Here is a 25,564-nt window from a genome sequence, read left to right on the forward strand (position 1 = left end):
CCTCACCGGGTGACGCCGTCCTCCGGGGGCGGACCGAGCGGTCCACCCCCGCTCGCGTGCCGGGCCGGGCTCGGCCCGTTCTCCGCTCCGCCGGTGCGGTCGTGGAGGGTGCAGGCCGGGAAGCCGTGTGCCTTCGGGCGGTCCGGTGCTCAGAGGACCCGCGCGCCGCGCCGCCAGACGGCCGTGACGAGGGGGACGCCGGGCCGGTAGGCGAGGTGGACGTGGCTGGGGGCGTCGAGCAGCGCGAGGTCGGCGTACGCGCCCGGGGCGAGGCGGCCGACGTCGGTGCGCCGCAGGGCCGCGGCGCCGCCCGCGGTGGCCGCCCAGACGGCCTCGTCCGGCGTCATGCCCATGTCCCGTACGGCGAGTGCGATGCAGAAGGGCACCGACGAGGTGAAGGACGAACCGGGGTTGCAGTCGGTGGACAGGGCCACGGTCACCCCGGCGTCCAGCAGGCGGCGGGCGTCCGGCCAGGCGGCGCGGGTGGAGAACTCGGCGCCGGGGAGCAGCGTGGCGACCGTACGGCCGCTCGCCAGGGCGTCCACGTCGGCGTCCGTGAGGTGGGTGCAGTGGTCGGCGCTGGCCGCGTCGAGTTCGACGGCGAGTCGCACGCCGGGGCCGTAGGAGAGCTGGTTGGCGTGGATACGGGGGTGCAGGCCCCGGGCCCGGCCGGCGGTGAGGATCGCGCGGGCCTGGTCGCCGTCGAAGGCGCCCTGCTCGCAGAAGACGTCGATCCAGCGGGCGTGCGGGGCGCAGGCGTCGAGCATCTCGCCGGTGACCAGGGAGACGTAGCCGGCCGGGTCGCCCGCGAACTCGGGGGCGACGATGTGGGCGCCGAGGTAGGTGACCTCGTCGGTGTGGCGGGCGGCGACGCGCAGGGCGCGGGCCTCGTCGTGGGCGGTGAGGCCGTAGCCGGACTTCGTCTCGAGGGTGGTGGTGCCCTGGCGGAGGGCCTCGGCGAGGTAGCGGGTGACGTTGGCCTCGAGTTCCTCGTCGCTCGCCGCCCGGGTCGCGGCGACCGTGGTGCGGATGCCGCCCGCGCTGTACGGGCGCCCCGACATACGGGCGTTGAACTCCTGGGTGCGGTCGCCCGCGAAGACGAGGTGGGAGTGGGAGTCGACGAAGCCGGGGATCACCGCCCGGCCGCCGGCGTCGACCCGGTTGTCAGTGGCGGGTGCTTTCCTGTGATCACCGGTCCACGCGATGCGGTCGCCCTCGATGACGACGGCCGCGTCCTGGATCAGTCCGAGGGGGGATCTGTCACCTAGGGAGGGGTCGTTGGTGACCAGGGCGGCGATGTTGGTGATGAGCGTGCTGGCGCTGCTCGCGGAGTGGGCGGGGCTGACGGTCGTCGCGTTGCTCATGGCGTCCTTGCTGGCCTGGTCGGCGGTCGGGGCGGGGGCGGGGCGCGGGGGGAGGCGGCCCGGGGTCAGTCGCGCAGGGCTGCGACGGCGTCCGCGAGGGCTTGCGGCACATCGGGGACGAGCGCGTGCGCCCCGTCCCGTACGACGTGCCGCCCCGCCACGACCGTGTGCGACACGTCTGCTGCCGACGCGGCGAATACGGCCGTCTCGGCCCCGAGCCGCGCAGGCGGCCCTGCCGTCCTGACCGAGTCCAGGGCGATCGTCGTGAAGTCGGCGAGGGCGCCGGGCTCCAGGGTGCCGGCCCCCTCCCAGCCGAGGGCGGCGTGGCCGTCGGCCGAGGCCGCGCGCAGCAGGGCAGCGGCCGTCCAGTGACCTCGTGTGCGGGTGCGCAGCCGTTCGTTCAGCTCCAGGGCGCGCGCCTCCTCGAACAGGTCGATGACGGCGTGGCTGTCGGAGCCGAGGCAGAGCGGCGAGCCCGCGCGCCGCAGCGCCACGGCGGGTCCGATGCCGTCGGCCAGGTCCCGCTCGGTCGTCGGGCACATGCAGGTGCCGGTGCCGCTGCTGCCGATGAGGGCGATGTCGTCGTCGGTGAGGTGGGTGTTGTGGACGCCGGTGGTGCGCGGCCCGAGCACCCCGTGGTCGGCGAGCAGCCGGGTGGGCGTGCACCCGTGGGCCGCGTGGCAGGCGTCGTTCTCGGCGGTCTGCTCGGACAGGTGCACGTGCAGCGGGGCCCGCCGCTCCTCGGCCCACTGTGCGACGGTCGCCAACTGGCCGGCGGGCACGGCCCGTACGGAGTGGACGGCCGCTCCGATCCGTGCGTGATCCCGTTCCTTGAGAAGTGAACAGCGTTCGGCCCAGGCGTCCGCGGTGCCGTCGGAGAAGCGGAGCTGGGGCTCGGCGGGCGGCTGTCCGAAGCCGGAGGAGAGGTAGGCGGTGTCGAGGAGGGTGATGCGGATGCCCGCTTCGGCGGCGGCCGTGATCAGGGCCTCGCCCATGGCGTTGGGGTCGGTGTAGCGGGCGCCGCCGGGGGCGTGGTGGACGTAGTGGAACTCGCCGACGGCCGTGATGCCGGCCAGGGCCATCTCGGCGTACACGGCGCGGGCCAGGGCGTGGTAGCGGTCCGGGGTGAGCCGGGCGGCGGTGGCGTACATGACCTCGCGCCAGGTCCAGAAGGTGCCGGAGCCGACCTGGACGACACCGCGCAGGGCCCGGTGGAAGGCGTGGGAGTGCGCGTCGGCGAGGCCGGGGAGGGTGAGCCCGCGCAGGATCCCGGCGCCGGGCGGCGGGGTGGTGACGCCGGTCCGGACGGCGGTGACGCGGCCGTCGCGGACGTCGAGGACCACGCCCGGCTCGACCGGGGGGCCGCCCTCTGCCCGGGCGGAGCCGGGAGCCTCGGGGGAGGTGCCGAGCCAGGCGTGCTCCAGCCAGTACGTCGTCGTCACGTGCGGGCCAGCCCTTCCAGTGCGTCGGCGAGTGCGAGGACCCCGGCCACGCAGTCGTCCTCGGTGGCGGACTCGGCCGGGGAGTGGGAGACGCCGGTGGGGTTGCGCACGAACAGCATGGCGGTCGGGATGCTCGCGGACAGGATCCCGGCGTCGTGTCCGGCGCCGGTGCCGAGGACGGGGACCGTGAGCCGGTGGTCCTGGTCCGGGCCGAGGATGCGGGCGAGTTCGTCGCGCAGGGCGTGGTCGAACTCGACGACCGGGGTGAACGACTCTCGGGTGACGGCCAGTTCCACGCCGTGGGCGGCGGCGTGCTCCCCGGCGGCCTTCTCCACCCCGGCGACGACGGCGTCCAGGCCGGGCTGGTCGGCGGCGCGCGAGTCGAGCCAGCCGCGCACCAGGGAGGGGATGGCGTTGACGCCGTTCGGCTCGACGGAGATCTTGCCGAAGGTGGCGACGGCTCCGGCGCGTTCGGCCTCGCGGCGGGCGGCGAGCACGGTCTCGGCGTACGGCAGCATCGGGTCGCGGCGGTCGGTGAGCCGGGTCGTGCCGGCGTGGTTGGCCTCGCCGCGGAAGTCGAACCGCCAGCGGCCGTGCGGCCAGATCGCGGAGGCGATGCCGACCCGGTGCCCGGACAGGTCGAGGGCGCGGCCCTGTTCGACGTGGAGTTCGACGAAGGCGCCGATGCGGGCGAGGCGTTCGGGGTCGGGCCCGATGGCGTCCGGGTCGTGGCCGGCGGCCTCCATGGCCCGGGGCAGGGTGGTTCCGTCGCCGTCGGTGAGCCGGTGGGCGTCCTCGACGGTGAGCTGCCCGGCGGTGAGCCGGGACCCGACACAGGCGAGGCCGAAGCGGGCGCCCTCCTCGTCGCCGAAGTTGACGACGCCGAGGGGCCGGGAGAGCTCCGCTGCCCTGCCCCGCAGCTCGTCCAGGGCGGCGAAGGCGGACACGACTCCGAGCGGCCCGTCGAAGGCGCCGCCGTCCGGCACGGAGTCGAGGTGCGACCCGGTGACGACGGCGTCGCCCCGGGCGGGGTCCCCGAGCCAGGCCCACTGGTTGCCGTTGCGGTCGGTCTCGTAGGTCAGCCCGCGTGTCTCGGCCTGCTCCCGGAACCAGGCCCGGCAGTCCAGGTCGGCGCCGGTCCAGGCGAAGCGGCGGTAGCCGCCGGAGGCGGAGCTGCGGCCGATCGGGAGCAGCTGGGCCCACATGCTGTGGAAGGTCACGCCTGGTCACCCTCGCGCATCGGGATGCGGACACCCCGCTCGGCGGCGACGGACTCGGCGATGTCGTACCCGGCGTCGACGTGCCGGATCACGCCCATGCCGGGGTCGTTGGTGAGGACGCGGCGGATCTTCTCCCCGGCAAGCGGCGTGCCGTCGGCCACGGTGACCTGGCCGGCGTGGATCGACCGGCCCATGCCGACGCCGCCGCCGTGGTGGATCGACACCCAGGACGCCCCGGAGGCCACGTTGACCATGGCGTTCAGCAGCGGCCAGTCGGCGATCGCGTCGGACCCGTCGAGCATGGCCTCGGTCTCCCGGTAGGGGGAGGCGACGGAGCCGCAGTCCAGGTGGTCGCGGCCGATGACGACGGGCGCGGCCAGCTCCCCGCTCGCGACCATGTCGTTGAACCGCTCGCCGGCCTTGTCGCGCTCGCCGTAGCCGAGCCAGCAGATGCGGGCGGGCAGGCCCTGGAAGTGGACGCGCTCCCGGGCCATCCGGATCCAGCGGGCCAGGGAGTCGTTCTCCGGGAAGAGGTCGAGGATGGCCCGGTCGGTCTTGGCGATGTCGGCGGCGTCGCCGGACAGGGCGGCCCAGCGGAAGGGGCCCTTGCCCGCGCAGAACAGGGGGCGGATGTAGGCGGGGACGAAGCCGGGGAAGGCGAACGCCCGGTCGTATCCGGCCCGTTCGGCCTCGCCGCGGATGGAGTTGCCGTAGTCGAAGACCTCGGCGCCGGCGTCCTGGAAGCCGACCATGGCCTCGACGTGCCGCGCCATGGACTCGCGGGCCCGGGTGGTGAAGCCGGCCGGGTCCTTGGCGGCGTAGGAGGCCATCTCGTCGAAGTCGACGCCGATCGGGAGGTAGGCCAGGGGGTCGTGCGCTGAGGTCTGGTCGGTGACGATGTCGATGGGCGCGCCCATGGCGAGGAGCTGCGGGACCAGCTCGGCGGCGTTGCCGAGGACGCCGATGGACAGCGGGCGGCGGGCGTCGCGGGCCTCGGTGGCCAGCCGCAGCGCGTGGTCGAGGCTGTCGGCCCTGACGTCCAGGTAGCGGTGCTCGATGCGGCGCTCGATCGCGCGCGGGTCGCAGTCGACGCACAGGGCGACGCCGTCGTTCATGGTCACGGCGAGGGGCTGGGCGCCGCCCATGCCGCCGAGGCCGGCGGTGAGCGTGATGGTCCCGGCCAGGGTGCCGCCGAACCTCTTCGCGGCGACGGCGGCGAAGGTCTCGTAGGTGCCCTGGAGGATGCCCTGGGTGCCGATGTAGATCCAGGAGCCGGCGGTCATCTGGCCGTACATGGTCAGGCCCAGCTGTTCGAGCCGGCGGAACTCCTCCCAGGTGGCCCAGTCGCCGACGAGGTTGGAGTTGGCGATGAGGACGCGCGGGGCCCACTCGTGGGTCTGCATCACGCCGACGGGGCGGCCGGACTGGACGAGCATGGTCTCGTCCTGCTTCAGGCCCTTCAGCGTGCGCACCATGGCGTCGAAGGAGCGCCAGTCGCGGGCGGCCTTGCCGGTGCCGCCGTAGACGACGAGCTGGTCGGGGTGTTCGGCGACCTCCGGGTCGAGGTTGTTCTGCAGCATCCGCAGGGCGGCTTCCTGCTGCCATCCCAGGGCGCTCGGTTCCGTGCCGCGCGGTGCTCGGACGGGGCGGGGTCCTGACATGGTGTGCCTCCTGGCGGGTGCTCCCGGCGGATGTTGCCGCGTCTATTCACATCCTGTATCTCTGAATAGAGCTAGTCAACACCTCGGAGGGCTCGGCGCGGCCGTGCCGTCGGTGTTTGGCTGGTCGCATGGGCGCACACATCGAGGCGGACGACTCCGGTGCCGGGCGCGCGGCCCGGCGGGACGAGGCGGTGCGGGCCGCCGTGGAACAGGGCCTGCTGGGACCCGGCAGCCCGCTCGTCGGGCTGCTGGACGTCACCGGGGTCCGGGAGTCGGTCGCACGGCTGCGGTCGGCGTTCGAGGCGGTGACGGCGCCGGGCACACCGGTGCTGCACGCCTTCGCGGTGAAGGCGACCCCGCTGGTGCCGGTGCTGCGGCTGCTGCGCGAGGAGGGCGTCGGCGCGGAGGTGGCCAGCCCGGGCGAGCTGGCACTGGCCCGGGCGGCGGGGGTACCGCCCGCCATGACGGTGCTCGACTCCCCCGCGAAGACCACGGCCGAGCTGCGCGAGGCGCTGTCCGAGGGGATCGCCGTCAACGCGGACAACCCGCAGGAGCTGGAGCGCATCGACGCGCTGCTGAGGGCCGGGACGAGTCGCTCCCCCCTCGGCATCCGGATCAACCCGCAGGTCGGCGGCGGTGCCATCGGCTCCCTGTCCACGGCGACGGCCACCTCCAAGTTCGGGGTGGCGCTGCGGGACGAGGGGGCCCGGGAGTGGGTCGCCCGGGCGTATCTGGACCGGCCGTGGCTGACCCGGCTGCACACCCACACCGGGTCCCAGGGGATCCCGCTGTCCCTGATGGCCCGGGGGGTGGCGGAGGCCTACGCGCTGGCGGAGGAGATCAACCGGCGGGCCGGGCGACAGCAGGTCGACACGCTCGACATCGGCGGCGGCCTGCCGGTGAACCTCGCCTCGGACGCCACGACGCCGACGTACGAGCAGTACGCGCGCACGCTGGCCGGGGAGGTGCCGGGGCTGTTCGACGGGCGCTACGGGCTGGTCACCGAGTTCGGGCGGTCGCTGCTGGCCAAGCACGGGACGGTGGTGGCACGGGTCGAGTACGCCAAGACCTCCGGCGGGCGCGCGGTCGCGGTCACCCACGCCGGGGTGCAGGTCGCCGCGCGCACCGTCTACGCGCCGGGCAACTGGCCCCTGCGGATCCGCGCGTACGACGCGAAGGGGCGGGTGAAGGACGGACCCGTGGTGGTGCAGGACGTCGCCGGACCGGCGTGCTTCGCCGGTGACCTGCTGGCGGAGGGACGGCGGATGCCACTGCTGGAGCAGGGGGACTACGCGGCGGCGCTGGACACCGGGGCGTACTACTTCGCCCACCACTACGCCTACAACTCGCTGGTCAGGCCGGGGGTGTACGGGTTCTGGCCGGACGGGCGCTTCGCGGTGGTGCGGCGGGCGCAGAGTGTGGAGGAGGTCGTCGCGGAGTCCGGTGGGGCGGAGGCGGACGCGCTGGGGTGAGGGCGGTGGCGGCCTCGGGCGTGCCGGTGTGAGGGGTGGGGCGCGGGTGCGCGGAGGCAGGTCGCGCGCGTCCTCGCGCCCCTGGTGCGTGCCTCGCCCCGCGCTACACCAGCGCCGGCGACTTCCTGCGCGCCCCGCCCGGGGCCGCGTCTCCCGCCCTGATGCCGGTGGTGCGGTAGGCCTTGACCCGCTTGCCCGCCGGACGGCCCGCGCCCGCGCGCAGCCAGTCCACCCGCACCCACAGCAGCACCTCGTCGGCCCGCTCCCGGCGGCCCAGCCAGGCCGCCTTCAGCCACAGGCCCGCACCGCAGCCGGCCAGCAGGAGCCCGCCGGCCGCCGGGATCGCGAAGGCGGTGCCGAGCGCGGCGAGGAAGGCGAGCAGAAGCCACCAGCGGTGCGTGCGGCGCCAGGTGCGGGTCGTCACCGCGCGGTCCTGGAGCACGTCGTGCTTGCCGGCGCGGGCCGCCGCGGCGGCCAGGGCGGTGTAGCGCCCGCGGCGGGTGACGGACACCGCGGCCGCGGCCAGCAGGAAGAGGGCCGCTCCCGCCAGCACACCGATACGGCGGCCCGTCGCTCCGGCCGGGAACAGGCCGACGCCCGCCGCGCACACGCCCAGCCACCACAGCGGGGCCGCCCCCGCCCGCACGACGACGGCCACCCTGGCCAGTCCCTGTCCTCCACGTGTCATACGGGGCCTCCCGTCGCTGCGTCTCCTCACGGTGCCGGCATCGCAGATTAGCGGCACAACGTGAGACGAGTCTGAGAAGACGCCGGAGGAGCGGTCAGTCGACGAACAGGCTCCGGGCGGCGGCCTTGGTGTCGAACTCCTCCAGCCGGGCCTGGGCCTCGGGCAGGTCGTCGCACATGGCCTCCAGCAGCACCCGCCCGAGCAGCATCGGGGCGCAGGCCGTGTCGAAGGCGAGCCCGGTGCCGACGGCGGCGGGCAGGAGCAGGTCGGACACCTTGGCGACGGGCGCGAAGGCGGAGTCGGCGACCGTGACGACGCTCAGGCCGGCCTCCCTGGCGTAGGTGAGGGTGTCGAGGACCTCGCGGGGGTGCCGGGGCAGGGCGAAGCACAGCAGGGCGCTCGCGCCGGCGCGGACGGCGGCGTCGATGCGGTCGGACAGCATCGTGCCGCCCTCGTTGAGCAGCCGTACGTCGGGGTGGACCTTGGCGGCGAAGTAGGCGAAGCCGTGCGCCTGGGCGGCCGCCGCGCGCAGCCCGAGGACGGGCAGGGGACGGGAGGCGGCGAGGAGACGGCCCGCGCGCCGCACGGGCCCCGGATCGGCCAGGGCCTCGGCCAGGTGCCGCAGGTTCGCGATCTCGGCCTCGACGGCCTGCTGGTACTCGTTGGCGGAGCCGGCCTCCGCCGCCGGTTCGGCGGGGGCGACCTCGCGCAGGTGGCGGCGCAGGGCCGGGTAGCCGTCGAAGCCGAGGGCGACGGCGAAGCGGGTCACGGAGGGCTGGCTGACACCGGCCAGCTCGGCGAGTTCGACGCTCGACAGGAACGGCACGTCGGCGGCGCGCCGCACCATGCTGTGCGCGATGCGCCGCTGGGTGGGCGTCAGCCGGTGGCCCTCGAAGAGCGCCTGCAGCCGCGCGGCAGGGCTGTCGGTCACGCTCATGACGTGCTCCCCCTCGCCTATTCAGTAGCTGAGGATTCTGCATGAGCATATGCAGACCGGCAAGCGGGACCATGGGACGGCCCGTGCGTGCCCGGGGGGGCCGGGCCGCTGGGCACGCGCGCACGCGTCCTTCGCCGATGCGGTGTTCCGCCCTCGGAAGGGGGCTACAGCACCTGGCGGCCGGCCGCGGCGCCGCCCGGGTCGTCGGCGAGCATGACCGCGGCGGTGATCCGCTTGCCGACCGGTTCGCGGTGGATGGCGAAGCTGACGCAGAGCGCGGTGACGATCTCCAGGCCGTGCTGCCCGATCCGGTCCGGGTCGGGTGCGAGGATGGCCGGCAGCGTGGTGCTGCCGTCCCAGACGCTGATCCGCACGGCCCCGTCCTGGATCTCCAGGGTCAGCAGGCAGGGCCCGGGGGCGTACTTGCGGGCGTTGGTGACCAGCTCGCTCACCACGAGCTGTGTCACGCCCATGGCCCGGCCGGAGACCGGCAGGCCCTGTTCGGACTGCACACGGGCCAGGAAGGCGCCGGCCACGTCACGGGCCTCGGCGATGCCCGTGTCGTCCTCGACGGCCACCGCCGCCGACATGACTCGACGGGGCGCCGGCGGCCTGCCGTCACCCTCGGCCGCGGGGGCCACGGAACTCGCCGGGCTCTGCGCATATTCGTGCAACACGAACCCCGTCTACCCCGGAAGCGCCATGTGATGCCGGTGTGCCACATCGCCGGGGAGGACGGCCCGCACGGGGGGCCGGGCCGCGGGGCCGGTGGAGACGCCGCCTGTGCGGAGCGCGGCATCAAAGCCGCGTAAAGATTGCCGGAGTCAGGCAATGTCCCGGCCGGTGACCGCGTGTGAATGCCCGCGGCAACGGGGGAGGGCAAAGGAGAGGCGGTGTGCGCGGATGGCCTGGTTTCTCGGGCTCGGCATAGCGGGGGTCGTCCTCCTTGCCCTGTCGTTCGTCCTGGACGGTCTGCTGGAAGGGCTGTTCGACGGGGTCTCCGTTCTGGACGGACTCGTCGACGGGCCATCCGCGACCGGGCCGCCTTCGCCGGGCAGGCCGCCGAGGAGGCCGAGGCCAGCCTGTCCGGGCAGGGCCTGGTGCTGGACGCCTTCCAGATCCAGGACATCACCACCGAGGGCTCCTACCTGGAGGACCTCGGCCGGCCGGAGGCCGCCCGCGCCAAGCAGGAGGCCGACATCGCCGAGGCGGTGGCCCGGCGTGCCGCCGAGCAGGCCCGGCTGAAGGCCGAGGAGGAGATCGCGATCGCCCAGCGGACCTTCCAGCTGAAGCAGGCCGAGATCAGGGCCGAGACCGACGAGGCCGCCGCCCGCGCGGCCGCCGCCGGCCCGCTCGCGGAGGCGGCCCGGCAGCAGGAGATCCTCACCCAGCAGGAGAAGGTCGCCGAACGGCAGGCCGCGCTGACCGACCGCCAGCTCGACACCCAGGTCCGCAAGCCCGCCGACGCCCAGCGCTACGCCGCCGAGCAGGAGGCGGAGGCCAAGCGGGTGGCCCGGGTCAAGCAGGCCGAGGCCGAGCGGCTGGCCGCCATCGCCGCGGCGCAGGCCGAGGCGGAGCGGGCCCGGCTGACCGGTGAGGGCGAGAAGCAGCGCCGCAGTGCCCTGGCCGACGCGCAGGCCATCGAGGGGATCAAGCAGGGCGAGGCCGAGAAGGCCCGGCGCGCGGCGATCGCCGAGGCGGTCCGCCTGGAGGGCGAGGCCGCCGCGGCGGCGATCGGCGCCAAGGGCGCGGCCGAGGCCGAGGCGATGCAGAAGAAGGCCGACGCCTTCGACCGGTACGGCGACGCCGCTGTGCTGCAGATGCTGGTGGAGGTGCTGCCGCAGGTCGTCGCGAAGGCCTCCGAGCCGCTGAGCGCCGTGGACAAGATGACCGTCATCTCCACGGACGGCGCGAGCCAGCTCTCGCGCACGGTCGCCGACAACGTCGCGCAGGGCGTCGAACTCCTCAGCTCGACCACCGGAGTCGACCTCGCCGCTGCTGCAGGGCATCACCCGGCGCCACGGCGAGGCGCGGCCCACCGCCCCGTCGGCCACCGAGGCGAACGGCAAGATCCAGATCGGCTGATCGCTGCCGGGGGCCCTGCGGCACCGAGCCGCGGGGCCCCGCCCCGCCGGTGCCCTCCCGGGCACCGGCGGGGCACCTCTGCGAGCGGCGCCCATGCGAAGGGACGGAGCCTGTGATGTCCGACGTGCGTCCCGGCACGCCCATGACGACCGCGCTCGCGCTCCCGGCGACCGCGCGGGCGGTCTCCGCCCAGCGCCGGCGTGCCGTCCACTGGACCGCGAGCGGGGCCTCGGCCACGGTCGTCGGGCTGGTCTTCGGACCGGGCGGCGACGGCACCGCCTGGCTCCGCGCACTCGCCGGGTTCTGTGTCGTGTGCGGTCCCGCCGCCGCGGCCGTCGGGGCGGCGGCCTTCGTCACCGCGCGGCGGATGCGGCGTGCCGTGGCCACGCATCCCTGGACGGCCTGCGGCGCGGTCGCCGTCCCCTCGGGCCGGGGCGCGCCACGCGTGGTGCTGCGCCACCCGCGGGCCGGCACCCTGATACCGCTGGCCGTACGGACCATGGCACCGCGCCACCACTTGGCCGACCCCGGGCCGGACGGTGTGCTGTGGTGGGCCGGGGACCCCGGCAGCGGCGGGGTCGTCGCGCCACCGGGCGGGGAGCACCTGCTGTGGGTGCGCCCCACGCCGTCCCGGCGCCTGCGCCGCCGCGACGCGGAAGCCGCCGTACGGCAGGGGCTGCTGAGCGGGCCCACGCCGCCGCAGGCCGGGATGGCCGGGGTCCCGGAATGCCCTGGACCCAAGGCCGGAAAGGGGGGCTAACCCCAGTGCGACCGGCTCCCCCGCTTCCTACCGTGGACGGCATGAGCGGAATGGACGCGCGGGACGCCGAACTCAAGAGGGAACTCGACGCCACCCTGCACGCGCGCAGGGAGCTGGGCGAGGAGTACGAGTCGGCGCTGGTCGACTCCTTCCTGGAGAAGGTCGACCAGCGGATCGACGGCGCGGTGGAGCGCCGGGTGCGCCGGCAGCTGGCCGAGCAGCAGATGCAGACGGCCCGGGACTCCCGGACGCCGAGGGCCACGGACTCCTGGGGCGAGCGCTTCGGCTTCGGGATCGTCTCCCTCGTCCTCGCGGTGCCGCTGTCGGCGATCGGCGGGGGCATCGCGCAGCTGCCCGGTCTGATGGTCGCCTGGGCCGGCATCGTCGGTGTCAACGTCGCCCAGGCGGCCCGCGCCAACCGGGGCCTGTTCGGCCGCCGCAGCTCCTCCAAGAAGGGCGACTGGGAGGACTGAGCGGACCGGACACAGGAAGAGGGGGGTGCGCGGGGACCGCCGCACCCCCGTGAACGGGGGGCGGGACGACGGCGGTCCCCGCGAAGGACGCGGGCCTGGTCAGGGCCGGGCCCCCGCGTCCGTGGCGTCGGTGGAGGTCCGGGAGCCGCTCCGGAGGTCCGTGACGCCTACGGCGCCGGCGGGGGCGGGGAGCCGCTCCCGCCCTGCCGACACCCCCCACTGTGCAGGTCCCGTGTTAAGCGGGTGCTGCGCGAACGTGTCGCACTCGTACCACTTGCGCGACATCACGCGTCGCGCGGCGTCACGCGTCGCGCGGCCTGAGCGCGTCGCGCGGCCTGAGCGCGTCGCGCGACCTCACGCACCGCCCGACCTCACGCACCGCCCGACCTCACGCACCGGTGCGGGCGAGGAAGGACAGCAGGTCCTGCCGGCTGACCACACCCGTCGGCTTGCCCTCGACGAGCACGATCGCCGCGTCGGCCTTGCCGAGGACGGCCATCAGGTCGGCGACCGGTTCGCCGGAGCCGACCTGCGGCAGCGGGGCGGACATGTGCTTCTCCAGCGGGTCGTCGAGCGAGGCGTTCTTGCTGAACAGCGCGTCCAGCAGCTCGCGTTCCACCACCGAGCCGACGACCTCGGCGGCCATCACGTCGGGGTGCCCGGCGCCCGGCTTGACGACCGGCATCTGCGAGACGCCGTACTCGCGCAGCACCTCGATGGCCTGGCCGACCGTCTCCTCCGGGTGCATGTGGACGAGGGAGGGCATGCGGTCGCCCTCCTTGTCGTTCAGCACGTCGCCGACGCGGGCGCTCGGGCCGGTGTCCTCCAGGAAGCCGTAGTCGGCCATCCACTCGTCGTTGAAGATCTTGGAGAGGTAGCCGCGGCCGCTGTCCGGCAGCAGCACGACCACGACGTCGTCCTCACCGAGCCGCGAGGCGACCTCCAGCGCGGCCACGACGGCCATGCCGCAGGAGCCGCCGACGAGCAGGCCCTCCTCCTTGGCGAGACGGCGGGTCATCTGGAAGGAGTCCTTGTCGGACACGGCGACGATCTCGTCGGCGACGCTCCGGTCGTAGGCGGTGGGCCAGAAGTCCTCGCCGACGCCCTCGACGAGGTAGGGCCGGCCGGAGCCGCCGGAGTAGACGGAGCCCTCGGGGTCGGCGCCGATGACCTTGACCTTGCCGTCGCTGACCTCCTTGAGGTAGCGCCCGGTCCCGGAGATGGTGCCGCCGGTGCCCACGCCCGCCACGAAGTGGGTGATCCTCCCCTCCGTCTGCTCCCACAGCTCCGGTCCGGTGGAGTGGTAGTGGGAGAGAGGGTTGTTGGGGTTGGAGTACTGGTCGGGCTTCCAGGCGCCGGGCGTCTCCCGCACGAGCCGGTCGGAGACGTTGTAGTACGAGTCCGGGTGCTCGGGGTCCACGGCGGTCGGGCAGACGACCACTTCGGCACCGTAGGCGCGCAGCACGTTGATCTTGTCGGTGCTGACCTTGTCAGGGCAGACGAAGATGCACTTGTACCCCTTCTGCTGCCCGACGATGGCGAGCCCCACACCCGTGTTGCCGCTGGTCGGCTCGACGATCGTGCCTCCGGGCTTGAGCGCGCCGCTCTCCTCCGCGGCCTCGATCATGCGCAGGGCGATGCGGTCCTTCACGGACCCGCCGGGGTTGAAGTACTCCACCTTGGCCAGGACGGTCGCCCTGACGCCCTTGGTCACGCTGTTGAGCTTCACCAGCGGGGTGTTGCCGACGAGGCTGATCATCGAGTCGTGAAATCGCACCGTTGTCTCCGGATGCCGCAAAGAAGTGGTCCTGGGTGCCGCCAGCCTATGACCTCACGGTGGTCCGTGACGGTCGTTCACTCTCCGTTGCGATTGGGCGACGGGCGGTTCGGGGCAAGCACTGGGTGTACGGGTTCGAGGAGGTGGCGGCGACGCATGACGAGCATGTCGAGGGCGAGGGTGGCCCGGCGGATCGCGGCCGGCGCCGCGTACGGCGGCGGCGGGATCGGTCTGGCGGGGGCGGCCGCCGCGGGGCTGCTGCTGGCGGAGGTGCAGCTGGCCCGGCGGCGGGTGGGGAACGGCAGGTCACCGCATGTGCCAAACGCGGACGGGCGCTACGGCGGTACGTACGCCGCGCCCGGTGAGCCTCCGCTGCGGCTGACGATGCTGGGCGACTCCACCGCCGCCGGCCAGGGCGTGCACCGCGCCGGGCAGACCCCGGGGGCGCTGCTGGCCTCGGGGGTGGCGGCGCTGGCGGAGCGCCCGGTGGTCCTGCGCACGGTGGCGCTGCCCGGCGCCTGCTCGGACGACCTGGACCGCCAGGTCGCCCTGGTGCTGGCCGATCCGGACCCGGTGCCCGACATCTGCGTGATCATGATCGGGGCGAACGACGTCACCCACCGGATGCCCCCGACCCGCTCGGTCCGCCACCTGTCCTCGGCGGTGCGGCGGCTGCGCACGGCCGGTGCGGAGGTGGTCGTCGCCACCTGCCCGGACCTGGGCACGATCGAACCGGTGCAGCAGCCGCTGCGGTGGCTGGCGCGGCGGGCCTCGCGTCAGCTGGCGGCCGCCCAGACGATCGGAGCCGTCGCGCAGGGCGGCCGCACGGTGTCCCTGGGGGACCTGCTGGGCCCGGAGTTCGCGGCGAACCCGCGCGAGCTGTTCGGCCCGGACAACTACCACCCCTCGGCCGAGGGCTACGCCACCGCGGCGATGGCGGTGCTGCCGACCGTCTGCGCCGCGCTCGGACTGTGGCCGGCCGAGGAGGAGCGCCCGGACGCCTCCCGCCGCGAGGGGTTCCTGCCGGTGGCACGGGCGGCGGTGGAGGCCGCCTCCGAGGGCGGTACGGAGGTCACGGCGGCCATGCCGGCCGGTCCGCGCGGCCCGTGGGCGCTGCTCAAGCGCCGGCGCCGCCGGCGGGTGCCCGAGCCGGAGCCGTCCCCCGTCACACCGTCGAAGTGACCGGGGGGACACCCCGGCACAAAGCAAGCGCTTAGAAAACTGCGGCCAGGGTCACACCGCCACACCCGTGACCCGGCGCTTACGTACGGGTAACTTCCCAGTCAGCCCAGCCCGACCACCCGGTACGTCAATGGAGCCGTGATGCCCGAAGCCGTGATCGTCTCAGCCGCCCGCTCCCCCATCGGCCGCGCCTTCAAGGGCTCCCTGAAAGACCTGCGCCCGGACGACCTCACCGCCACGATCATCCAGGCCGCCCTCGCCAAGGTCCCCGAGCTGGACCCGAAGGACATCGAGGACCTGATGCTCGGCTGCGGCCTGCCCGGCGGCGAACAGGGCAACAACCTCGGCCGGATCGTCGCCGTGCAGATGGGCATGGACCACCTGCCGGGCTGCACCGTCACCCGCTACTGCTCCTCGTCGCTGCAGACCAGCCGCATGGCCCTGCACGCGATCAAGGCCGGCGAGGGCGACGTCTTCATCTCGGCCGGCGTGGAGATGGTCTCCCGCTACGCCAAGGGCAACTCCGACAGCCTCCCGGACACGCGCAACCCGCTGTTCGCCGAGGCCGAGGCCCGCACCGCCGAGGTCGCCCAGCAGGAGAACACCACCTGGCACGACCCCCGCGAGGACGGCCTGCTGCCCGACCCGTACATCGCGATGGGCCAGACCGCCGAGAACCTGGCCCGCGCCAAGGGCGTCACCCGCCAGGACATGGACGAGTTCGGCGTCCGCTCGCAGAACCTCGCCGAGGAGGCCATCAAGAACGGCTTCTGGGAGCGCGAGATCACCCCGGTGACCCTTCCCGACGGCACCGTCGTCTCCAAGGACGACGGCCCGCGCCCCGGCGTCACCCTGGACGGCGTGGCGGGCCTCAAGCCGGCCTTCCGCCCCGACGGCATGGTCACGGCCGGCAACTGCTGCCCGCTGAACGACGGCGCCGCCGCACTGGTGATCATGTCCGACACCAAGGCCCGCGAGCTCGGCCTGACACCGCTGGCCCGGATCGTGTCCACCGGCGTCTCCGGCCTCTCCCCCGAGATCATGGGCCTCGGCCCGGTCGAGGCGAGCAACCAGGCCCTGCGCCGCGCCGGTCTCACCATCGACGACATCGACCTGGTCGAGATCAACGAGGCGTTCGCCGCCCAGGTGATCCCCTCCTACCGCGACCTGGGCATCCCGCTGGAGAAGCTGAACGTCAACGGCGGCGCCATCGCCGTCGGCCATCCCTTCGGCATGACCGGCGCCCGCATCACCACCACGCTCATCAACTCCCTGCAGTTCCACGACAAGCAGTTCGGCCTGGAGACGATGTGCGTCGGCGGCGGCCAGGGCATGGCCATGGTCATCGAGCGCCTCAGCTGAACGCCGTACCGTGGCCGCCGCGCCACCGACCGTGAGGTCATGGCCCGGAACCCGGAAAGCACCAGGGTTCCGGGCCGTTTTGTGATCCAATCTCCCCCAGGATGTGACCTACCTCCCTCCACACGGAGAGAACCGCAGGTCACAGCAGTCCCACCCCATCCCCCGAGACCGAAGCCCTGTCCTTTTCGTGACGTTACGCACTGACAGAAGGTCAGTCCGCCCTTCAAGCTGATGTAGGAAGTCGGGGGTCGACTTTGAACCGGGAGTACGTCAGTGAGCGCCATGCCGATCGCGTTGCTGGTCACCACGGCCGCCACCGGCGCCGTGGGCGTCGCCGTCCTGCGCAGTGTGCTGCAGCTGCGCCGACAGGTCGCGGCCCTGCACGCCGCGCTGGCCGAGAACCGTGCCGCCACCACCCGTGCACTGCTGCCCGCCGCCCGCACCACGACCGACACCGACGAGATACGGGCCGCCGTGGCGGCGGCCCTGGCCGAGGAGCGGGAGCGCGAGCTCGCCGAGGCGCGGGCGTTCTGGGCCGCCCAGGAAGCCCGTGACGTCTCGGACGCGCCGTCCCTGCTGGGCCTGAGCGACCACGACCTGTTCCTGCCCCGGCAGGCCGATTTCGCAGGCCTGGAGCCGGTCTCGGAGCCCGGCGCGGACGCCGAGGAGCCCGCCGCCGAGTCCGCGGAGCTTGCCGCGGCCCGCCGCCGCCATCCCTCCCACCCGGACTTCGTGCCGAACCCGTCGCCGGTCCTGAACGACCACGAGCGCACGGTCGCCGCCCTGGAGAAGCTGGCCGCCTGCCGTGTCGAGCTGACCGACGTCCGCCCCGGCCCGCTGGGCACCCTGGACGTGTACGTCTTCGCCGACGGCACGACGCTGTGCATGACGCCGGGCCACCGGGAGACGGCGGAACGCCTGGCCTGCGCCCTCCGTTCGGGCGAGACCCCGACACTGCTGGGCGGCTCGGGCATCTCGGGCGCGTACACGCTCACGTTCGCGTGCGGCGAGGAGAACGTCTACATCCTGGCGGACCGGGTCATCGCGTCCCTCTGAGGGCGGGTCCCCAGCAGGCGCGGGAACCCGTGCGAGCGACCGCGCGCTGCACGCGCACGGAACTCAGACCCCCGCCCGCTTCTGCGCCTCCTCGACCAGCCGCACCGCCTCGTCGACGTCGGCGTCCGCGGGGATCACCACCGCCAGATCGTGCCCGGCGACGGTGATCTGATCCGCCGCCGCGAACATCCCCGCATCCGGCATCTCCCGGGGCTCCACTCCCTCGAGAACCTGTGCCCTGCGGGCCAGCTCCCGGGCCAGCCCGAGAGCCTCCGCTGCAGCGCCCCGCTGCAAACGGCTCTGGGGCGCGGCCCTCAAACGATCGGCGAAATGATCCACCGCACGGGTCAGAGGCGTCGTATCAACCACGCCGCGAGCGTACGCGTCGCACCGGGACTGTTGCCAACGGGCGAACACTCAGGCACCGTGACCTGAAGGACCGGCTTACATCCCAGCGTCCGGAGGCGCCGATGTCCCAAGTCTTCTCCGAAGAGACCCACCGCAACATGCTCGCCCGCATCCCCCATTGCACCGGTCGTGAGATCTCCGACTGGCTGCGCACCGTCGAGGAAGGCCCGGCGCTGTTCCGCTTCGAGGAAAAGGTCAGCTGGCTCCGGCACGAACACGATCTGGCGTACGGCCACGCCAAAGCGATCATCCACGAGTACGACCTGAGGAGGGCCGCGCGCAAGCTGGTCTAGGGGCACGGCCCCGGACGACGACGAAGGGCCCCGGCACGAGCCGGGGCCCTTCGCGCTGCGACCGTCTGCGACTAGTCGTTGCTGTTGAGGATCGAGATGAGCCTCAGGAACTCCATGTAGATCCACACGAGCGTCAGCGTGAGGCCGAAGGCCGCGAACCACGCCTCCTCGCGCGGGGCGCCGTAGGCGATGCCGTCCTCGACCTGCTTGAAGTCCAGGGCGAGGAAGCAGGCACCGAGGATGACGCCGATGACGCCGAAGATCACGCCCAGCGCACCGCTGCGGAAGCCGAGGCCGTCACCGCCGCCGAAGACGGCGAACAGCAGGTTCACCATCATCAGCAGGACGAAGCCGAGCGCGGCCGCCATCACGAAGCCGTAGAAGCGGCGGTTGACGCGGATCCAGCCGGCCTTGTAGGCGACCAGCACACCGGCGAAGACCGCCATGGTGCCGATGACCGCCTGCATGGCGGCGCCGTCGGCGATGCGGTTGTCGACGATGTTGGACACGACGCCGAGGAAGACACCCTCGAACGCGGCGTACGTCAGGATCAGCGCGGGCGAGGCCTTGCGCTTGAAGGACTGCACGAACGCCAGGACCATGCCGATCAGGGCGGCGCCGATACCGATGCCGTAGCTCCGGCCGATGTTGGCGTCGTCGATCGGCAGCAGGGCCCAGGAGAGCGCGGCGGTGACGATGAGCACGCCGAGCGTGCTCGCCGTGCGCAGGACGACGTCGTCGATGGTCATCCGGCCGGTGGTGGCCGGGGCCTGCGGCGGCGCGCCGTACTGCAGGTCCTGCTGGGCGTAGGGGTTCTGCGCGTACGGGTTCTGCGCGTACTGGTTGCCAGTCGGCTGTGCGTACGGGTTGCCCTGGGTGGCGACAGCGGGACCCCCGGCCTGCGGCGCGGTGTTGAAGCCCGCGGAGCCGTTGTCGCGGCTGAACCCCCGTCGCGAGAAGACCGGGTTTCTGCTCCTCATTTCACTCCTCCATGGCCACCAGGCGTGGCCTTGGCTCAAGAGTAATAGGTAGGCAAAGGAATGACCCTAGTGCTTGGGGAGGATCTTTCCCTCGTCGTGCTGCGCAACACGCTACGCGGCTTCGTGATTCCCCTCACCGCAGGGGGTCACTCCCCTCCTCACCCGAAAGCGAAGCCCGTGCACACCTGCGCGAGGTCGGTCCCGGCGGCCCGGCAGGAGGCGATCCGCTCCCGCCGGGCCGGCTGGAGCGGATCCTCGAAGGGGGTCGCTCCGGGGCCCGGTGAAGCAGGGCCGTCATGTCTCAGGAGAACCGCTCCGCCTGCCAGACCCGGCGCAGGCAGGTCGCGGAGCAGGCGTCGAGCAGGTCCGGCGAGCCGGTCCGCTCCCGTGGACGCGCCCCCGGGCGAAGGTCACGACGTCGCCGACGGCGAGGTTCAGCCTTTCGGCCCCGGTGGGCGGCACGATGTGCGCGGCGTCACCGGCGAGGAAGAGGCGGCCGTGGCGCATGGGCTCGTGGAGGTAGGAACGCATGGGCGTGCCGGACATCTGAGTGATCGGGCCGCGCGCCGGCCGCCAGTCGTCGGCGGTCTCGGAGCGGCGCTCCAGTTCGCCCCGGACCTCCTCGTCGGCCCACGACCCGGCGACGGTGCCGTCGGAGACCTGGAGGTAGGGGTGGGAGACGGACGGTGAGCGCATGGAGAGCAGGGCGAAGCCCCGGTCGCGGCGGGCGCAGACCAGCTCGTCGAGCGAAGGCGCGCCGGCGAGGACGCCGAGCCGGCCGCTGTCGACGGTCATGCGGTGAACTTCTCGATGGAGCACGCAGGGATCGGAAGTGCCCGGAGCCGGACTTGAACCGGCACGCCCGCGAAGGGGCAGCGAGGTTTAAGCTCGCCGTGTCTGCATTCCACCATCCGGGCAGGCCATGGGCTCCGCATCGCGGTCCCGAGACTATCGGGACGCACCCCCCGAACAGCCGGAGTACGGACCGATGTTGTCTTATTTTATTGACTTCTGAGGGTGCATCAGCACCTGAACAGGCCGTCCGCACTTGCCAGTAGCCTTGCGTGCGGCGGTCGGCCGCGTATGCGGAATGACGGAATTTCACCGTCTGAACAAGGGCACTCCACCCGTTCTCGACACCAGGCCTGACACCGGTCCTCCTCAGCGGGCTCATTCCCAGGTATGACACCGCCCGGCGCCGTCCGACCCGAGTCGGGTTCAGAACCGGAACAGCGGGTGACGACACGGCCGTCCGGGGAACGGACGATGGAACACGTCGTGCAGAACACCGCCGTCCGTCAGGAGTGCCATCCCGTGACCACCGCATCCCTCGCCGACCGGGCCACCACCGCGGCCGCGCGCGCCACGGATCTGTCGAAGATCTACGGGCAGGGTGAGACCCAGGTGGTCGCCCTGGACCGGGTCTCCGTCGACTTCCGGCAGGCCGAGTTCACCGCGATCATGGGCCCCTCCGGGTCCGGCAAGTCGACCCTGATGCACTGCGTGGCCGGTCTCGACACCTTCTCCTCCGGGTCGGTGCGCATCGGCGACACCGAGCTGGGCTCCCTGAAGGACAAGCAGCTCACCAAGCTGCGCCGGGACAAGATCGGCTTCATCTTCCAGGCCTTCAACCTGCTGCCGACGCTGACGGCCCTGGAGAACATCACCCTCCCGATGGACATCGCGGGCCGCAAGCCGGACCGGCAGTGGCTGGACTCCGTCATCGGCATGGTCGGCCTGGCCGACCGGCTCGGCCACCGTCCCTCCCAGCTCTCCGGCGGCCAGCAGCAGCGCGTCGCCGTGGCCCGGGCGCTGGCCTCCCGGCCCGAGATCATCTTCGGGGACGAGCCCACCGGGAACCTGGACTCCCGCTCGGGCGCCGAGGTGCTGGGCTTCCTGCGCAACTCCGTGCGCGAGCTGGGCCAGACGGTGGTGATGGTGACGCACGACCCCGTCGCCGCGGCCTACGCGGACCGGGTGGTCTTCCTGGCGGACGGCCGGATCGTCGACGAGATGCACCGGCCGACGGCCGACTCGGTCCTGGACCGCATGAAGGCGTTCGACGCCAAGGGCCGCACGAGCTGATCCCCCGCCAGGACCGACAGGACTGAGAACCGCCACCATGTTCCGTACCGCCTTGCGCAACGTCCTCGCGCACAAGGCCCGGCTGCTGATGACCGTGCTCGCCGTGATGCTCGGCGTCGCCTTCGTCTCGGGCACCCTGGTCTTCGCCGACACCCTCTCCCAAGCCTTCCGCAACCAGTCGGCCAAGAGCTACGACGACGTCGCCGTCGCCGTCACCTCGCACGCCGACCCCGACGACCCCGAGCAAAAGCCGGGCCTGAGCGGCAAGGTCCTCGACGAGATCGCCGCCGTGGACGGTGTCGCCGGGGTGTACGGCCGCGTCGAGGGCTTCGCCGGGGTCGCCGACCCCGACGGCAAGCTGATCGGCGTCGGCTGGTCCAACAAGGGCTCCAACTTCGCCCCCGGCAAGGACGGAAAGGACGCCGCGTACACGTTCACCGACGGATCCGGCCCGGTGAAGGACGACCAGATCGCCCTGGACGAGGAGTCCGCCGCCAAGGGCGAGTACCGGGTCGGCGACCGGGTGCGCGTCGCGACCAACGGCCCGGTGAAGGAGTACACCCTCAGCGGGGTGTTCACCACCGAGGACGGCGCCGTCAACGCCGGCGGCAGCCTCGTCCTCTTCGACACCGCCGTCGCCCAGAGGCAGTACCTCAAGCCGGGCTACTTCGAGAGCGCCACCGTCACCGCCGCCTCCGGCGCGAACGACACGAGGATCCTGGACGCGGTCAAGCCGCTGCTGCCGGACACGGCCGAGGCCCGGACCGGCCAGGCACTCGCCGACGAGCAGGCCGAGCAGATCGAACAGGGCATGGGCAACCTCAAGCAGGTCCTGCTCGGCTTCGCGGGCATCGCGCTCTTCGTCGGGATCTTCCTCATCTCCAACACCTTCACGATGCTGGTCGCCCAGCGCACCAAGGAGATCGCCCTGATGCGCGCCGTCGGCGCGTCGCGCAGGCAGATCACCCGCTCCGTGCTCGCCGAGGCCGCGCTGGTGGGCCTGGTAGCCTCGGTCGTCGGCTTCGTCCTGGGCATCGGCCTGGCCGTCGGACTGCGCTCCGGCATGGCCGCGTTCGACATGAAGATGCCGGACGGTCCGCTGGTCCTGTCCGCGACGCCGGTGCTCGCGGCTCTCGCGGTGGGCGTGCTGATCACGATGCTCGCCGCCTGGCTGCCCGGCCGCCGGGCCGCGAGGATCCCGCCGGTGGCGGCCATGAACAGCGTCCACGCGGTGGCCACCACCAAGTCGCTGGTGCTGCGCAACTCCGTCGGCGCGGCCGTCACAGCCCTGGGCGCGGCGGGGATCGTGGCGGGTGCCTCGACCGGCGGTGACGACGGCCGCCTGTACATCGGGGCGGGCGCGTTCCTCGCGCTGATCGGCGTGATCATCCTGATCCCGCTGCTGTCCCGGCCCGTGATCGCGCTCGTCCGTCCGCTGCTCGTCGGCCCCTTCGGGGTGGCGGGCAGGCTCGCCGGCCAGAACGCCGTCCGCAACCCGCGCCGCACCGGCGCCACCGCCTCGGCGCTGGCGATCGGCCTGACGCTGGTGACCGGCCTGTCGGTGCTCGGCGTCACGGTCGGCACGGCCATCGACAAGATGACCACCGACAACATCAAGGCCGACTACATGGTCTCGATGGCCAACGGCGGTGACCTCGACCGGTCGGCGCTGTCGGCGCTGCAGAAGGCGAAGGGCGTGTCCGCGGTCTCGCCGCAGCAGGACGCCTCCTTCCAGGTCGACGGCGGCGACTACGTGTCCGCCTCGGCCGTCACCCCTGGCGACATCGAGAAGGTCCTGGCCGTCGACGTCGTCAGCGGCAGCGCGGCCTCGCTCGCCGAGGGCCGCATCGCGGTCGCCGAGAAGACGGCGAAGAGCAGGGGCTGGACGACCGGCGACACCGTCCTCGTCACCTTCGGCGACGACGAGAAGGCCACGCTGACGATCGGCGCCGTATACAAGGACAGCGAGTTCCTCTCCCCCGTCCTCATCGACCGGAAGATCGTGGACCGGCACGAGACGAAGCCGTCCATCCGGCAGATCTTCGTGAAGGTCGACGGCGGCCAGACCGCGGCGAACGAGCAGGTCGTCGTGGACGCGCTGGGCGACAACCCGGCGATCAGCGTGCTGGACCGGCAGGACATCCGCGACGAGTTCGGCGGCGCCATCAGCACCCTGCTGAACGTCATGTACGGCCTGCTGGCGATGGCCCTGATCATCGCGGTGCTGGGCGTCGTCAACACCCTCGCGATGTCCGTCTTCGAACGGCAGCAGGAGATCGGCATGCTGCGCGCCATCGGCCTGGACCGGCGCCGGGTGAAGCGGATGGTCCGCCTGGAGGCCGTGGTCATCTCGGTGTTCGGCGCGATGGTCGGCATCGGGCTCGGGGCGTTCCTCGGCTGGGCGATCGGTGAGACCGTCGCGGACGAGATCCCTGGCTACGCGCTGGTCCTGCCCTGGGACCGCATCGGGATCTTCCTGGTGCTGGCCGGTCTGGTGGGCGTCCTGGCCGCGATGTGGCCGGCCCGCAACGCCGCCCGGCTGAACATGCTGAACGCCATCAAGGCCGAGTGACCTCGCCGCGCCGCGGTACTCCGAAGGGCCGGGTTCCTCACCACGAGGAGCCCGGCCCTTCCCGCCGTGTCCGGGTCAGCCGCGGCCGGGCGCACCCCAGGTGCGGGCCCGCAACGGCATCGCGGAGGCGCCCGATTCCGGTGTCCGGACGGCGAGGACCTGGTTGACGCCGATGCGGTTGCGTTCGAAGGCGACGGCGGAGGCGGCCATGTAGAGACGCCAGACGCGGGCCCGGCCGGGGCCGGTGAGCAGGACGGCGCGCTGCCAGCCGGCGTCCAGGCGGCCCACCCAGTGGCGCAGGGTGAGGCCGTAGTGCTCGCGGAGCGACTCGACGTCGCGCACCTCGAACCCGGCGCGCTCCAGCTGGGTGACGGTCGTGCCGACGGGCTGCAGCTCGCCGTCGGGGAAGACGTAGGAGTCGATGAAGGCGTCGACGTGGTAGGTGTCCTCGTCGCGCCGGGGGCGGCGGCCGATCTGGTGGTTGAGCAGCCGGCCGCCGGGTCTGAGCAGGTCGTACAGGTCGGCGGCGTACTCCAGGTAGCGGTCGGCGCCGACGTGTTCGGCCATGCCGATGGAGGAGATCGCGTCGTAGGGACCGTCGCGGACGTCGCGGTAGTCCTGGACGCGGATCTCGACCTTGTCGGTGAGGCCCTGGTCGGCGACGCGCTTGCGGGCGTAGGCGGCCTGCTCCTGGGAGAGGGTGACGCCGACGACGTGGGCGCCGTGCTCGCGGGCGGCGTGGACGGCCATCGAGCCCCAGCCGCAGCCGACGTCGAGCAGGCGCTGACCGGGACTCAGGGCGAGCTTGCGGCAGACGAGTTCGAGTTTGTCGCGCTGGGCCTGTTCGAGGGTGGCGTCCGGGCTGGGCCAGTAGGCGCAGGAGTACACCATGGACGGGCCGAGGACGATCTCGTAGAAGTCGTTGCCGACGTCGTAGTGGTGGCTGATGGCGCGCCGGTCGGTGCGCTTGGTGTGCAGGTGGCGGCGGGGTTTGCGGATCTCCTCGCGCGGCGGGGCGGGCGGGAGCGGGGATCCGGCGAGCCGGACGAGCCCGCGGACGGCGGCGCGGACCTCCGGCTCGCGCAGCGCCTGGGACAGGGTGCGGGCGTCCTCGCCGCGCTCCCAGACCAGGCCGGCCAGCAGGTCGAGCGCGGCGTAGAGGTCCCCCTCGATGTCCAGGTCGCCCGCCACCCAGGCACGGGCCAGGCCCAGCTCCCCCGGCTTCCACAACAGGCGGCGCAGGGCGCGGCGGTTGCGTACGACCAGGGTCGGCGCCCCCGGCGGGCCCGCCTGCGAACCGTCCCATGCGCGGATGCGCACCGGAAGCGGTGCTTCCAGCATCTGTGCGAAGAGGCTCTGGAGCCGCGGGGCGGCGTCTGCCATGGTGTGCACCTCCGTGACGGGGATCCCGGAATATCCGACACCACAAAAACACCTGCCGGACCCCGATGCAGTCCCCCACGCGCGTCACGACTGGGCAAACCCTGGGAGGGCGTACGCCACTGCGGGCGATCGGCTCAGTACCCGGCCCCCGGGGGCGCGGGCCGTGCCGACGACCTGCCCGGCCAGAACCGTCGACGTCGCATCGGGCGAACGTCGCATCCGGCGAACGCCGCATCCGGGGAGCTCGGCGATGGCCCCGCGGATGGCAGCAGGCCGGCGTCGGCGATCCAGCCCCCGTCGAACCACCGTGGCCGAGGCCGGGCACGCGCGGCAGCGCACGCCGAAGGGCCTCCCGCACCACGGA

20 protein-coding genes, 1 tRNA gene and 2 pseudogenes are annotated in these 25,564 nt (G+C 73.1%); 10 read left to right on the top strand and 13 right to left on the bottom strand.

Features of this window, described 5'->3' with window-relative positions; all coding sequences use genetic code 11:
- Window positions 1-149: 149 nt before the first annotated feature.
- From hutI to hutU, 4 genes are read right to left on the bottom strand one after another with little or no spacing between them, the layout of a single operon-like run.
- The gene (gene hutI, locus ACFW6P_RS08055) at window positions 150-1,433 is read right to left on the bottom strand and encodes an imidazolonepropionase (RefSeq protein ID WP_386347423.1); all 1,284 of its coding nucleotides are present in this window, start codon (window positions 1,431-1,433) and stop codon (window positions 150-152) included.
- Window positions 1,430-2,806, bottom strand: a complete 1,377-nt coding sequence (locus tag ACFW6P_RS08060; RefSeq protein ID WP_386346653.1) for a formimidoylglutamate deiminase — start codon at window positions 2,804-2,806, stop codon at window positions 1,430-1,432. The genes hutI and ACFW6P_RS08060 overlap by 4 nt, the downstream gene beginning before the upstream one ends.
- Window positions 2,803-4,026, bottom strand: coding sequence for an allantoate amidohydrolase (locus ACFW6P_RS08065; RefSeq protein WP_386346655.1), 1,224 nt, complete (start codon window positions 4,024-4,026; stop codon window positions 2,803-2,805). Before ACFW6P_RS08065 ends, ACFW6P_RS08060 begins: the two co-directional genes overlap by 4 nt.
- Window positions 4,023-5,687, bottom strand: coding sequence for a urocanate hydratase (gene hutU, locus ACFW6P_RS08070; RefSeq protein WP_386346657.1), 1,665 nt, complete (start codon window positions 5,685-5,687; stop codon window positions 4,023-4,025). The genes ACFW6P_RS08065 and hutU overlap by 4 nt, the downstream gene beginning before the upstream one ends.
- 128 nt (window positions 5,688-5,815) lie before the next feature.
- Here hutU and ACFW6P_RS08075 point away from each other — a divergent pair, with 128 nt between their 5' ends.
- Window positions 5,816-7,159, top strand: coding sequence for a diaminopimelate decarboxylase (locus ACFW6P_RS08075; protein ID WP_386423184.1), 1,344 nt, complete (start codon window positions 5,816-5,818; stop codon window positions 7,157-7,159).
- Between the two features lie 103 nt (window positions 7,160-7,262).
- Here the strand turns inward: ACFW6P_RS08075 and ACFW6P_RS08080 are convergent, their stop codons facing one another.
- The 3 genes from ACFW6P_RS08080 to ACFW6P_RS08090 all read right to left on the bottom strand — a co-directional run bounded on the left by ACFW6P_RS08080 (window position 7,263) and on the right by ACFW6P_RS08090 (window position 9,374).
- Complete coding sequence (locus ACFW6P_RS08080; protein ID WP_386423186.1) at window positions 7,263-7,847, bottom strand: hypothetical protein; 585 nt, start codon at window positions 7,845-7,847, stop codon at window positions 7,263-7,265.
- 94 nt (window positions 7,848-7,941) lie between these two features.
- Window positions 7,942-8,784 (bottom strand): MurR/RpiR family transcriptional regulator, encoded by an 843-nt coding sequence (locus ACFW6P_RS08085; RefSeq protein ID WP_386346662.1) that lies wholly within the window; start codon window positions 8,782-8,784, stop codon window positions 7,942-7,944.
- 164 nt (window positions 8,785-8,948) lie between these two features.
- Window positions 8,949-9,374 (bottom strand): ATP-binding protein, encoded by a 426-nt coding sequence (locus tag ACFW6P_RS08090; protein ID WP_386346664.1) that lies wholly within the window; start codon window positions 9,372-9,374, stop codon window positions 8,949-8,951.
- A 438-nt stretch (window positions 9,375-9,812) separates the two neighbouring features.
- Between ACFW6P_RS08090 and ACFW6P_RS08095 the strand changes: the two are divergent.
- The 3 genes and pseudogenes from ACFW6P_RS08095 to ACFW6P_RS08105 all read left to right on the top strand — a co-directional run.
- Window positions 9,813-10,869, top strand: a pseudogene (locus ACFW6P_RS08095) (flotillin domain-containing protein); the annotation flags it as partial.
- 115 nt (window positions 10,870-10,984) lie between these two features.
- Window positions 10,985-11,629, top strand: coding sequence for a hypothetical protein (locus tag ACFW6P_RS08100; RefSeq protein ID WP_386346666.1), 645 nt, complete (start codon window positions 10,985-10,987; stop codon window positions 11,627-11,629).
- Between the two features lie 50 nt (window positions 11,630-11,679).
- Window positions 11,680-12,102, top strand: coding sequence for a hypothetical protein (locus ACFW6P_RS08105; RefSeq protein WP_386347426.1), 423 nt, complete (start codon window positions 11,680-11,682; stop codon window positions 12,100-12,102).
- A gap of 388 nt (window positions 12,103-12,490) precedes the next feature.
- Here the strand turns inward: ACFW6P_RS08105 and ACFW6P_RS08110 are convergent, their stop codons facing one another.
- Window positions 12,491-13,879: a cystathionine beta-synthase gene (locus ACFW6P_RS08110; RefSeq protein ID WP_386423187.1), complete on the bottom strand. Its 1,389-nt coding sequence runs from the start codon at window positions 13,877-13,879 to the stop codon at window positions 12,491-12,493.
- A gap of 156 nt (window positions 13,880-14,035) precedes the next feature.
- Between ACFW6P_RS08110 and ACFW6P_RS08115 the strand changes: the two genes are divergently transcribed.
- The 3 genes from ACFW6P_RS08115 (at window position 14,036) to ACFW6P_RS08125 (ending at window position 17,479) form a co-directional block, all read left to right on the top strand.
- Complete coding sequence (locus ACFW6P_RS08115) at window positions 14,036-15,061, top strand: SGNH/GDSL hydrolase family protein (RefSeq protein ID WP_386423189.1); 1,026 nt, start codon at window positions 14,036-14,038, stop codon at window positions 15,059-15,061.
- 141 nt (window positions 15,062-15,202) lie between these two features.
- Complete coding sequence (locus tag ACFW6P_RS08120) at window positions 15,203-16,423, top strand: acetyl-CoA C-acetyltransferase (RefSeq protein WP_386346672.1); 1,221 nt, start codon at window positions 15,203-15,205, stop codon at window positions 16,421-16,423.
- 273 nt (window positions 16,424-16,696) lie between these two features.
- Complete coding sequence (locus tag ACFW6P_RS08125) at window positions 16,697-17,479, top strand: hypothetical protein (protein WP_386423191.1); 783 nt, start codon at window positions 16,697-16,699, stop codon at window positions 17,477-17,479.
- A 63-nt stretch (window positions 17,480-17,542) separates the two neighbouring features.
- Here the strand turns inward: ACFW6P_RS08125 and ACFW6P_RS08130 are convergent, their stop codons facing one another.
- Window positions 17,543-17,848 (bottom strand): hypothetical protein, encoded by a 306-nt coding sequence (locus tag ACFW6P_RS08130; RefSeq protein WP_386346676.1) that lies wholly within the window; start codon window positions 17,846-17,848, stop codon window positions 17,543-17,545.
- A 101-nt stretch (window positions 17,849-17,949) separates the two neighbouring features.
- On the opposite strand from ACFW6P_RS08130, the gene ACFW6P_RS08135 reads away from it, so the two are divergent.
- Window positions 17,950-18,180 carry a DUF4287 domain-containing protein gene (locus ACFW6P_RS08135; RefSeq protein WP_386346678.1) on the top strand — a complete coding sequence of 77 codons (231 nt, stop codon included), beginning with the start codon at window positions 17,950-17,952 and terminating at the stop codon, window positions 18,178-18,180.
- Window positions 18,181-18,251: 71 nt separating this feature from the next.
- Here ACFW6P_RS08135 and ACFW6P_RS08140 read toward each other — a convergent pair whose 3' ends face one another.
- The 3 genes and pseudogenes from ACFW6P_RS08140 to ACFW6P_RS08150 all read right to left on the bottom strand — a co-directional run bounded on the left by ACFW6P_RS08140 (window position 18,252) and on the right by ACFW6P_RS08150 (window position 20,077).
- Window positions 18,252-19,160, bottom strand: coding sequence for a Bax inhibitor-1/YccA family protein (locus ACFW6P_RS08140; RefSeq protein ID WP_386346680.1), 909 nt, complete (start codon window positions 19,158-19,160; stop codon window positions 18,252-18,254).
- A 158-nt stretch (window positions 19,161-19,318) separates the two neighbouring features.
- Window positions 19,319-19,943 (bottom strand): annotated as a pseudogene (locus tag ACFW6P_RS08145) (FAD-dependent monooxygenase); the annotation flags it as partial.
- A 50-nt stretch (window positions 19,944-19,993) separates the two neighbouring features.
- Window positions 19,994-20,077: transfer RNA gene (locus ACFW6P_RS08150), tRNA-Leu, on the bottom strand.
- Between the two features lie 397 nt (window positions 20,078-20,474).
- On the opposite strand from ACFW6P_RS08150, the gene ACFW6P_RS08155 reads away from it, so the two are divergent.
- A complete protein-coding gene (locus ACFW6P_RS08155) occupies window positions 20,475-21,245 on the top strand; it encodes an ABC transporter ATP-binding protein (protein WP_386346682.1) in 771 nt (256 codons plus the stop codon).
- A 37-nt stretch (window positions 21,246-21,282) separates the two neighbouring features.
- On the top strand, window positions 21,283-23,817 hold the full coding sequence (locus ACFW6P_RS08160; protein WP_386346683.1) for an ABC transporter permease: 2,535 nt from the start codon (window positions 21,283-21,285) through the stop codon (window positions 23,815-23,817).
- Window positions 23,818-23,892: 75 nt separating this feature from the next.
- Here the strand turns inward: ACFW6P_RS08160 and ACFW6P_RS08165 are convergent, their stop codons facing one another.
- Complete coding sequence (locus ACFW6P_RS08165) at window positions 23,893-25,200, bottom strand: class I SAM-dependent methyltransferase (protein WP_386346685.1); 1,308 nt, start codon at window positions 25,198-25,200, stop codon at window positions 23,893-23,895.
- Window positions 25,201-25,564: the final 364 nt, after the last annotated feature.

This window comes from Streptomyces sp. NPDC058741 (genome assembly GCF_042746715.1).
In the GTDB taxonomy this organism is placed as follows: Bacteria; Actinomycetota; Actinomycetes; order Streptomycetales; family Streptomycetaceae; genus Streptomyces.